This is a genomic window from Bacillus sp. OTU530, from assembly GCF_038440375.1.
In genome coordinates this window covers 57,877-69,112 of sequence record NZ_JASATP010000030.1, presented here as the reverse complement: position 1 = coordinate 69,112, position 11,236 = coordinate 57,877, and the positions used below count along the sequence as shown (strand labels likewise).

At 42.2% G+C, this 11,236-nt stretch carries 9 protein-coding genes and 1 tRNA gene; 8 read left to right on the top strand and 2 right to left on the bottom strand.

Annotated features, from left to right (window positions below):
• The first annotated feature begins 1,084 nt into the window (after positions 1 to 1,084).
• Positions 1,085 to 2,260, top strand: a complete 1,176-nt coding sequence (locus AAHB12_RS20130) for an LAGLIDADG family homing endonuclease (protein ID WP_342046723.1) — start codon at positions 1,085 to 1,087, stop codon at positions 2,258 to 2,260.
• A 36-nt stretch (positions 2,261 to 2,296) separates the two neighbouring features.
• On the opposite strand, the gene AAHB12_RS20125 is transcribed toward AAHB12_RS20130, so the two are convergent.
• Positions 2,297 to 3,349, bottom strand: coding sequence for a tyrosine-type recombinase/integrase (locus AAHB12_RS20125; protein ID WP_342046722.1), 1,053 nt, complete (start codon positions 3,347 to 3,349; stop codon positions 2,297 to 2,299).
• Between the two features lie 189 nt (positions 3,350 to 3,538).
• Positions 3,539 to 3,611 (bottom strand) — tRNA-Val (locus AAHB12_RS20120).
• A gap of 191 nt (positions 3,612 to 3,802) precedes the next feature.
• On the opposite strand from AAHB12_RS20120, the gene AAHB12_RS20115 reads away from it, so the two are divergent.
• From AAHB12_RS20115 to AAHB12_RS20085, 7 genes are all read left to right on the top strand, one after another.
• Entirely contained in the window at positions 3,803 to 5,029 is a 1,227-nt protein-coding gene (locus AAHB12_RS20115; protein ID WP_342046721.1) for a D-alanyl-D-alanine carboxypeptidase family protein, read from the top strand.
• 283 nt (positions 5,030 to 5,312) lie between these two features.
• On the top strand, positions 5,313 to 6,680 hold the full coding sequence (locus AAHB12_RS20110) for an aldehyde dehydrogenase (protein ID WP_342046720.1): 1,368 nt from the start codon (positions 5,313 to 5,315) through the stop codon (positions 6,678 to 6,680).
• Between the two features lie 86 nt (positions 6,681 to 6,766).
• Positions 6,767 to 7,741 carry an ABC transporter ATP-binding protein gene (locus AAHB12_RS20105; RefSeq protein ID WP_342046719.1) on the top strand — a complete coding sequence of 325 codons (975 nt, stop codon included), beginning with the start codon at positions 6,767 to 6,769 and terminating at the stop codon, positions 7,739 to 7,741.
• Positions 7,738 to 8,589 (top strand): ABC transporter permease, encoded by an 852-nt coding sequence (locus tag AAHB12_RS20100; protein ID WP_342046717.1) that lies wholly within the window; start codon positions 7,738 to 7,740, stop codon positions 8,587 to 8,589. The genes AAHB12_RS20105 and AAHB12_RS20100 overlap by 4 nt, the downstream gene beginning before the upstream one ends.
• Positions 8,586 to 9,377, top strand: coding sequence for an ABC transporter permease (locus AAHB12_RS20095; protein ID WP_342046715.1), 792 nt, complete (start codon positions 8,586 to 8,588; stop codon positions 9,375 to 9,377). The genes AAHB12_RS20100 and AAHB12_RS20095 overlap by 4 nt, the downstream gene beginning before the upstream one ends.
• Positions 9,378 to 9,393: 16 nt before the next feature.
• Complete coding sequence (locus tag AAHB12_RS20090; RefSeq protein ID WP_342046713.1) at positions 9,394 to 10,446, top strand: polyamine ABC transporter substrate-binding protein; 1,053 nt, start codon at positions 9,394 to 9,396, stop codon at positions 10,444 to 10,446.
• A gap of 145 nt (positions 10,447 to 10,591) precedes the next feature.
• Positions 10,592 to 11,230, top strand: a complete 639-nt coding sequence (locus tag AAHB12_RS20085; RefSeq protein ID WP_342046712.1) for a phosphatase PAP2 family protein — start codon at positions 10,592 to 10,594, stop codon at positions 11,228 to 11,230.
• The last annotated feature ends 6 nt before the right edge of the window (positions 11,231 to 11,236 follow it).

Here is an 11,236-nt window from a genome sequence, read left to right as displayed (position 1 = left end):
CATCCGTAACATCCGCAATATCCGTAACATCCGCAATATCCGTAACATCAAGGGCATTGGTAAAGCAGCTATTTGTAAAAACAAAAAACTAGCGAGAAAAAACCGAGAAATTTCAGAGAAAACGGGTACCTTTTTGGGTACCTCCTTTTATTTGTAAACGAATGCTCTAGAAGTATGCGCTAACAGAAATAATCAGAAGTGTGGGCATGAAACGTAAAATGTTTTATAAGCTTGTAAAAGAATACGAGGAACAACAGGCGAATCGATAACGGTTCGCTTTTTTTGTTCGATTGCTACAGATTAGTACGAAGGGGGCTACCCTATCACAAAAACGACCCCATACCTATATTGCCACTTGCCTGGTGTAACGCACGTATAGATATCGAAATCTCGAAACCTGAATGAATACTATTTATACTATGGATTTTATTGTTTTAAGTTTATTTTGGTAACGGTTAAATAATAACGAGAGAGGAAGCCACAAACTATAGATATTACTGATTTCTAATAAACACAAAGACGTTACCGAAAAACCTTACTCTAACGGTAACAAACCTATTTTGAACATAGGGTTATTCATCGCCAATAACGTAGACTGAATCTACCTTTTTCAACATCTAGCAAGCAGAGGTACATTTTGTAACGCTGTTCGCCAGTAACCGATTGTTACGGGTCAGCCCCCCCACCGCCACCCTATCACAAAAAAGAGGAGGCATTGTCGCAGCGCCTTGCCTGATTGTAGACAAATATGAATGCCGAATTCCGAACTTCTAATATTAGTTAAATAGGGGTTACCATACCATAAGAGAGGGGACACTGTCATAGCGTATTGCCTGATTGTGTAGACAGATGGAAGCAGGTTTATGGATGTACCGTACAAATCTTTTGTTTGTACGTCAAATACCATTATTATATATATTATTTTAAATTCATAATTTAGTGGGATGTAGAGGTTTCGGATTAATATAAATTGAAGATAGTATTACAGGATGTTTATAAGCTAGGTATAAATTATTTCGATGGGCGTTCTACCCATTATATTGCCATGTTAATATTTCTAAATTCGTTAAGGAGTGATGTTAAGATGAAAAAATCGACATTGCAAGAACGATTGCCGAAAGAATTAGCATATAAAATGTATATAGAGAGAAATATGACACAAAAGGAGATTGCTAGCATTTTTGGGATTTCTCCTGCAACAATTGAAAAACTGTTAAGTAAATATGGATTAAGAAAAAAAAGACTTAAGGATAGAGTTACTAAGGAAGAGTTATTTGAGCTGTATGTTAAGAAACGTTTATCCACCTATGATATTGCAAAGATGTTTAATGTAACAAAAGGCGCTGTTTTAAACCTTATGAATCAATATGATATACCAAGAAGGAATGAAAAGGAGTCCCATTATAAATATTCTATTGAATATATTCATGGTGTGACAAAGGAATTACTTGAGGATTTATATGTTGAGCAGGAATGGTCCATTCAAATGATTGCTAACGCATTAATGTTAAGTTATTCATGTATATATAAATACCTTGATGAATTTGGTATCCCCACTAGAGATTTATCTGTTGCTAATAAGCTAAGGTATAAACGTGACCCCAATGTAAATGTTGACTTTTTTAAAAAGCTAACACCAGAGCTTGCATATATACTGGGACTGTTAGCTACTGATGGGAATGTAGGAGATAATGGAGAGATAGGGATTGGTTTAATAGATGAAGATGTGATTAATTGGGTAGCAAAGACAATCGGATATACCAGAAAAATATATGCATTTGATGATGGAAATAAAAATCATAATGTACGTTATTGGATACGATTTACAAATGAGGAAGTAGCGGCTTTACTGAAAAAATATGAGATTGTTCCAAGAAAAACTAATAAATTAAAGTTTCCTTTACTGCCAAATAATATGCTCTGTCATTATATAAGGGGGGTTTTTGAAGGTGATGGGACAGTAGTGCTAGGGGAAAGAAAGGGAAAAAGAGGGGAGGGCATTACATATAATCCTGAAGCAAACATTGTATCTGCATCTATTGAATTTATTAAAGGAGTAAAAAAGGTTATAGATGCAGCATTAGGTATCAATTATAAAATAACGGTCAGTGATCGAGAGAGTCGCAAAGGTATTCTCTACGCTTATAGAATTTATAGTAATGATAATGTTCGCAGATTCGGAGAATGGTTATACAGAGACGGGGTATTTGGTATGAAGCGTAAATGTGTAATCTTTTGTACTCTTGGTTCTAACATTTAAATGTATTTAACAAAAAACGCCATCCGAGGATGACGTCTAACGTAATATCTTGCGTTCCTTATTCAACTTACTGATTACAGCATTCAACGGTGAAAATTTATCATGTTGATTAATCAACGCTTGCTTCGATAAGTGCGTATACCGCATCACCATACGCAAATCAGAATGACCGAGCAGCATCTGTAAATGACGTATATCCCCGCCAGCTTCTATAAACATCGTAGCACCCGTATGTCGGAATAAATGGGGATGTACGTTCTTCGTAATTCCTGCTTCTTCTGCATACTTCTTCAATCGCTTGCGAAAATGATTGCGATCCATCGGTTCACCGTAGTTCGTCACAAAGATATGCTCCGTTTCAAATTCTTCGTTTTCCTTAATCAAATCCTTTAGTAGATTGGCAGTCGTAGTTTTAATCGGAACAATACGTGCTTTACGGCTCTTGGCGACTGTTGCTCGCACTGTAATCGCCTTAGCTAAGAAATCGATATCGTTCACTGTTAGTGACAACGCCTCGCTAATCCGAAGGAACGTATCCAGTAGAAGGTTCATAATCACGAAGTCCCGAAAGTCGCTGTAATTCCGTTTATTCGGTGCATCTAACAGTTGTCGTAGTTCCTCTACCGTTAGTACGTCAATTTGCTCCTGAGGTTCATTTACGTCTTTCACTTGCTTCATCGGATTCTCTTCAATCAATCCATCCTCAACTAGAAAGCGGAACATCACCCGTAATGTTTTCAGCCGTGTATTAATCGTAGAAGGGGAGAGACCAATCGATTTACTGTCGCTTGGTTTATAAGCATGGTCTTCAAATTGTACCTTTTCGTTTTTCATGAATACTACGTAGTTGCGGATCACATCAGTCGTGATGGACTCGATGCCTCGACCAAGCCCCTTGTAATCGAGGAAATACGTAAAATAACGAAAGTTTTCCTTATACTGATGCAAAGTACGTTCGGCGCGACCTTCAGCAACTTTGGCGTGATAGAACCTCTCAAACAAGTCGTCAATCGTTTGTGTCGTAACTGTTCGTAATTCTTTCTTTACACGTTTTCCCTTACGTTTTGAAACTATTTCTTCATTAGACATAATAAAAACGCCTCCTATTTCGTTAGTGAAAACGAGACAAGAGACGTATAACTACTCCTATAGCCGACCTCCACCGTGTTTAGACGGCAACCGCCACCCTGCGTCACGTCAACGACAAGTCTACGCTAAGTCAACGGAAAAGAAAAAACCGCATCAAACGTTGATTTGACACGGCTTTCGTAGATTGTATGATCCCGACTGGGTTCGAACCAGCGACCTCCACCCTGTCAAGGTGGCGCTCTCCCTGCTGAGCTACAGGATCGTAATATAAGTTATGTATTACATAATATATAACGTTTCTAACAACTTGTCAACGTTTTCTTTACAAACATATCCAATGTTTATAAACTATGATATAGTAAGAAATGTCTTATAGAAAGATAATATGAGTTTGCTTGTTTAGAAAGCATTTAATATAGTGAATGATTGAGAAAAAAGTAGAGGAGAACGGGTATGAAGAGAGCTAAAATATATACGATGCTGCTCACAGCTGTTTTGGTGTTTTTGAGCGTTCCATCGAGATATTATGCAAATACGGAGCAGCCGCAGCCGGATGTGGTTGGGAAGTATGCGGTTTCGATTGATGCGAAAACCGGAGATGTTTTATATGATAAGAATGCCAACGCTCAGGCATATCCAGCAAGTATTACAAAGGTATTAACGGCGATTTTGCTGATGGAGCATGTGGCCCCTGGGGAGCAGATTGGGTTTTCGCAGACAGCGCTGAATCAAGATAAGAGTAATTATCAAATTGAGTTTCAGCCGGGAGAGACAATTGATCGTGATACAGCTCTTATGATTTTGATGGTGCTTAGCGCAAATGATGTGGCTGTGGCGATTGCGGAGCATATTGCAGGAAGCACGGAGGCTTTTTCTAAGCTGATGAATGAGAAGGCTGTGGAGCTTGGAGCGAAGAATAGCCATTTTGTGACACCTAATGGGCTGCATGATCCAGCGCACATTACAACCCCATATGATATGGCGATGATTACGCGCGGGGCGTTGAAGTATCCTGAGATTCTGAAGGCGATGAGTACGAAGCAAACGACGGTGACAACATCACGGCAAACGGCTTCTATTTTTAATAAGGCAACCTTTTTTGAGTTGCCAAATTTTATCGCGGGAAAGACTGGCTTTACAGATCAGGCACGCCATACGCTCATTTTGATTAACCAAAAGGATAATATGGAGATTATTAATGTTGTCATGTCTTCGCGTAGACCGGATATTTATAATGATATGAATGTGATAGCGAACTACGCGTTTAATAGTTTTGAGAAGCAAACCGTGCTCGATAAGGCGAAGTGGAGTAAACAAGAGAAGCTTTTAGATAAGTCTGTTCATATGGAGTTAGAAAGAGGAAGTGAACTGCTGTTAAAGCGCGGAGAAGGTAAGAGGGTACAAGCTAATTTTGAGCCATTACAGTTTAACGATGAGAAGCTGTACAAGGATGGCATTCATAAAGGTGAAGTGCTTGGCCAAGTGCGTGTTATGAAAAATGGAAATGTGTTAGATACCGTCAATGTACTTTCCAAGGATGATGTAGCGTATGAAAAACCGGAGCCGAAGAAGCCTTTAACGTTTTCAATTGAGGCTGCAGCTCTTGGTTTACTTGCATTGTGCAGTCTTGCTTTTGTTGTATGGAAAGTAAGAAGGCGAGTAAAAGAAAGGGCAATGTAGGTTACTAAAGTTTGGGGCTGTATCAATCCATAGTAGAGATAGTTATACAAAACAGAGCGTATCCCTTGGAGGAGATGGCTCTGTTTTTTTGTTTGCTAGATTCTAGGAATTGTCGGGATTGCTGTTTTTAGATACATGTATGTTCTGTTGGCGAGGCAAATAAGAAATACTACAGTAAGGTAGGTGATCTTTGTATATTTTTCCGTCCTCAGTGTGAAAATTTTGTGGGTAGAGACAATGAACAGTAGAATACACTGTATGTCGTACATAAAGGAGCAGTTTAATGGATGTTGCAGAACTCATCATCAAACAGAAGGAGTATTATAGCAGCGGGAAAACAAGGTCTCTTGAAACACGGCTACATCATTTACGTGTTCTATATGAAGGGATTCAGCGGCATGAGGCTGCTATTTTAGGCGCCCTTCAAGCGGATTTGAATAAGTCTGAGGTAGAGGCTTATATGACTGAGATTGGCTATGCACTGAAGGAGATTTCTTTTTTAATGAAACGGCTTCCCGCGTTGATAAAGCCGCAGAAGGTAAAAACACCGATTACACATGCGGGGTCAAAAGGTAGAATCATCCCTGAGCCGTACGGGGTGACGCTTATTATCGCTCCGTGGAATTATCCGTTTCAATTGGCGATTGCACCGCTTGTTGGCGCGATCGCGGCAGGGAATACAGCGGTAATGAAGCCTTCCGAGTTAACACCGAATGTGTCAAAGGTGCTGGCGCGCATCATTGGTGAGTTATTTCATTCAGATTATATTGCCGTTGTAGAGGGCGGAGTGAACATGAGTACAGAGCTTTTGAAGCAGCCATTTGATTATATTTTCTTTACAGGAAGTGTGGCGGTGGGAAAAGTTGTGATGGAGGCGGCCGCAAAGCAGCTGATTCCAGTGACGCTTGAGCTGGGCGGAAAGAGTCCGTGCATTGTTCATGAGGATGCGAGTCTAGATATTACGGCAAGGCGTATTGCCTGGGGAAAGTTTATTAACGCTGGCCAAACATGCGTGGCTCCAGATTATGTATATGTGCATCAAAATGTAAAGGAGCAGCTGCTTAGAGAACTGCAAAAAGCAATTCAGGAGCAGTTTGGGGTGCGCCCGCTTGAGAATCAGGAGTTTGTACGCATTGTGAGCGAGCGGCATTTTCAAAGGTTAGCCTCGTTTTTGCAGGACGGAACGGTTGTTGTGGGCGGGGAGACGGACGCGTCACGTCTTATGATTGAACCGACTGTGCTGGATCATATTTCCTGGGACGATGCTGTGATGCAGGAGGAGATTTTTGGTCCGATTTTGCCAGTGCTGACGTACGCGGATGTAGAAGATGTCGTGCGAACAGTGAACGCACATCCAAAACCGCTTGCGCTATATGTATTTACAGAGAGTGAGCAGGTGCAGCAAAACATTGTGGAGCGCATTTCGTACGGCGGCGGTTGTGTGAACGATACGATGTATCATTTAGCTAGTCCGTATTTGCCGTTTGGCGGCGTAGGAGAAAGCGGGACAGGCAGCTATCACGGTGAACAGAGCTTCCGGGCATTTTCTCATTATAAGAGTGTGTTGTACCAATCGACAAAGTGGGACTTTAAGCTGCGTTACTCGTCATCAAAAAGAGCTTTAAAATATATTCGAAAGTTGTTAAAATAAGGTTACTATACAGCTATGAAATTCCCCTTCTGCAAGAAGGGGTTTTTCTATATATTGCGATAGTTAAAAGGGGACGAGGCGCAGAGATGATCACAATCGAAGCAGTGGAAAAAAAGTTTGGGGATACCGTTGTGATTCCGCCGTTATCCCTTAGGATTCAGGAAGGAGAGTTTTTAACGATTTTAGGTCCGAGCGGCTGCGGTAAAACGACGCTGTTGCGCATGATTGCCGGGTTTGAGCAGCCGACAGCGGGAAGTATCTTTTTAGACGGTGAGAATATTGTGGATTTACCGCCTTATAAGCGGGATATGAATCTTGTTTTTCAGCATTATGCATTGTTTCCGCATATGACAGTTGAGCAAAATATTCGCTTCGGGTTAAAAATGAAGAAGATTCCATCGGCTGAGCAGAGAAAGAGAGTAGGGGAGGCAATGCGCTTGACGCAGCTGACAGCGCTCTCTAATCGAAAACCGTCCCAGCTTTCTGGAGGGCAGCAGCAGCGTGTTGCCATTGCACGTGCGATTGTGAACAATCCAAAGGTATTGCTGCTAGATGAGCCGCTCGGGGCGCTTGATTTTAAGCTGCGCAAGGATTTGCAGCGGGAGCTGAAGCAGCTGCAGCGAAATTTAGGGATTACTTTTGTGTATGTTACACATGATCAAGAAGAAGCGATGAGTATGAGCGATCGGATTGCTGTTATGAATGAAGGAAGAATTGAACAGATTGGAACGCCGCAAGAGATTTATCATCAGCCTAAGACATTGTTTGTGGCAAGCTTTATCGGTGAGAATAATATTATGGAGGTTCGTTCGTCACGCATTGCCGTCCGGCCGGAGCGGATGCATATTCGCCTGCCGGATGAGCCAGCAGCTGTAGAAGGACGCATTTGCACGATTGAGGACACTGAATTTGTCGGCAGCATGGAAAAGCTATATGTTCGTGATAAGGAGACTTCAGAGAGCTTCATTGTCTATTGTTATGGGTTGGAGCCGTTTCGGGGACGAAAGGGCGGTGAGGTAAGGGTGAGCTGGCGTGAGGAAGATGAGGTGAAGCTGCGGTGAGAAAGGGACGGTTGCTTGCGCTGCCGGCTATTGTATGGCTTGCCGTTTTCTTTCTTCTTCCAATTGGATTTGTTTTTGTTCTTTCCTTTTGGGAGCGCGGCACATATGGGGAGCTGATTAAGAGCTTTACGCTCCAAAATTTTGAACGTGTGTTTGATCCGCTGTATGGGCGTGTATTATGGGAAACCTTGAAAATAGCGATTTTGACAACGGTTCTTTGTCTGATTATCGGGTATCCGTTTGCTTATACAGTAACGATGGTTTCAAAACGACGGCAATCGATTTTGCTGTTGCTCGTCACCATTCCATTTTGGATTAATTTTCTCGTCCGTTCCTACGCCTGGATTGTGATTTTACGTTCGCAAGGTGTTGTGAATACATTGCTGCAGAAGCTTGGATTGATTCATGAACCATTGCAGTTATTGTACAATACGCCTGCGGTTGTGCTCGGGATGGTCTATACATTGCTGCCATTTATGATTTTACCAGTCTACGTTTCTCTTGAACAATTTGACAAGCAGCGGCTTGAAGCGGCATATGATTTAGGAGCGACACCATCGCAGGCGTTTTGGAGTATTACGTTGCCGCTCACTATGCCAGGTGTGGCAGCTGGTTCGATTTTAGTATTTGTTTCTTCTATTGGCATGTTCGTTGTTTCAGATATAATGGGGGGATCGAAGGTTTCGTTAATCGGCAATGTCATTCAAAATCAGTTTCTCGGTGCGCGTGATTGGCCGTTCGGAGCGGCTTTGTCGTTTATGCTTGTATTGTTTTCCATTCTGCTTATCTATTTGTATTACAAAATAGTAGGGCGATACAGCGCTGCAGAGGGAGGGAAGGACGGATGAAGAAGGCCCTTCTGACCTATAGTTCATTTATTCTCTTATTCTTGTATATACCGCTTGTGATTCTCGCTTTGTATTCCTTCAATGATTCTCGTATTAACGCAGCGTGGAAGGGCTTTACGCTTCATTGGTACGTTGATTTATTCCAAAACGAAGCTGTTATCGATGCGTTTTTAAATAGCCTGCTGATCGCCCTTGTGACAACAGCAGCGGCTACTGCACTGGGTACGCTTTGCGCACTAGGGCTTCATACATATAAACAGCGGACCCAGACGATGCTGAGCGGCTTTATGTATGTACCTATTCTTGTACCGGATATTTTAATGGGATTGTCGATGCTGCTTGTATTTAGCCAGCTGCACTGGGAGCTTGGCAAATTTACACTTATTGTTGCTCATATTACATTTAGCATTTCATTTGTCGTCATTCTCCTATCAGCACGGCTTGCCAGTATGGGAAAGACGCTTCAGGAAGCAGCAAGCGATTTAGGGGCAACGCCGTGGCAGACGTTTCGATATGTGACGCTCCCAGCCTTGCTGCCCGGTATCATTTCTGCTTCACTGCTGACGTTTACGCTATCTATCGATGATTTTGTCATTAGCTTTTTTGTATCAGGTCCGGGTTCAACCACGCTTCCCCTTTATATTTACAGCATGGTAAAACGAGGGGTAACGCCGGAAATTAATGCGCTTTCTACTATTTTAGTCAGCATGATTGTCATATTAATGATTCTTTCGGAAAAGTTTCAGACAAAGGGGACGGACGGAAGGAAAGGACAGCTTCCGTTTTGAGGATAGGAGGAGAAAAATGAAAGCGGTGAAAAAAGTGATCAGCGTTGCCGCAGGCTTGCTTCTTACGGGCAGCTTGCTTGCAGGCTGCGGGGAAAAGAAGGAAGAGCTCAATATTTACAGCTGGGCGGATAACTTTGATGAAGGTGTACTGCATGACTTTGAAAAAAAGTATAACGTGAAGATCAACTACGATAAGTATGCGAGCAACGAGGAGATGCTTGCAAAGATGCAGGCAGGCGGAGCACAGTATGATCTGATTCAGCCGTCCGATTATATGGTATCAACCATGATCGGGCTGCATATGCTGGAGCCGCTCGATAAGGAGCAGCTTCCGAACCTAAAAAATCTTGTATCAACGTTCCAAACGCCGCCGTTTGATCCTGGGAATCAATATTCTCTTGTGTATACATGGGGCGTTACCGGCATCGCATATAACAAAAAATATGTGAAGGAAGCCCCAACAAGCTGGAGCGATTTGTGGAATGAGAAATATAAGGGGCATGTTGTGCTGCTAAATGACTCCCGTGAAGTGCTTGGCATGGGCTTAAAGAAACACGGTTATTCCAATAGCACGACAAACGAGCAGGAGCTGAAAACTGCTTATGAGGATTTACAAAAGCTAACACCTAATCTGCTAGCATTCGATACAGACGATATCAAGCAAAAGTTCATTACTGAGGATGCTTGGATCGGTACGGTTTGGTCCGGGGACGCTGCGTTTATCGCTGCCGAAAATAAAGACATTGCTTATGTTGTCCCTAAGGAAGGCGGAACGATTTGGGCCGATACACTTGCTATTCCTAAGGGAGCAAAGCATAAGGACTTGGCAGAGAAGTTTATTAACTATTTGCTTGATCCGAAGGTAAGCGTGAAAAATTACGAGTCGATCGGCTATAGCAATCCAAATGAAAAAGCATATTCGCTTCATAGTCAGGCATATCGTGATAACAAAATGATCTTCTTATCAAAAGAAGAACTAAGCCGTACAGAGTGGCTTGTTGATGTTGGTGAGAAGCTGCGCGTATATGATGAATATTGGACTAGATTGAAAACAGGAACAGGCAACTAAACAAGACGCGATGTCTTTTTACACTGTAATTGTAGATTTCCAGGGCAGAGGGCGTAGTGGGAATTTTAGAGAGGACAGTGCAGCTGCGCCTCTGTCTTCGTTTTCTTTAGAAGCCGCCGTTTCACAACATGAAGGAGAGTGCACAATGCAACGTTATTTAAATCGTCATACTTATGCAGTAGTTTTTACCGCGCTGCTGCTTATTTTTTTCAGTATTATTGTACATCGCATTCAGGGAGGAGGTACCCTTTTTGTCGATGAGTTTATGAAGGGTCGATTGCAGGCTCTGCAAACAAAGGGCAGTCTTGCCTTTTTTACTGTTATGACAGAGCTGGGATCAGAAATAGGGATTATTTCCACCCTTATCGTCAGTCTGCTTGTGCTTTGGAGAAAGAAGCAATATGCTGCTATGATTATTTTTCCCCTAGCAATCATTGTGACAGATTTCGTAAATAAATGGGTAAAAGGAGTCATTGCCCGCGAACGGCCCCTCTTAAATGAGGCTATCGATGCGATTGGCTATAGCTTTCCAAGCGGTCATGCAATGTTAAGCATTGTCACGTATGGATTTGTTGCCTTTTTGATTGTAAATGGAACATTCGGGAAAGCTACACGTATATTGGCAATTGCCGTGGCCGCTGTTTTGATTTTCACCATCGGTTTGAGCCGGATTGTCTTATCCGTCCATTATCCATCTGATGTTCTTGGCGGCTATTGTTTAGGCGGCATGCTGCTTGTTGTATTTTTATATGCACACCATTTTCTGAAAATCCGAATGAAGTAAGGAGGG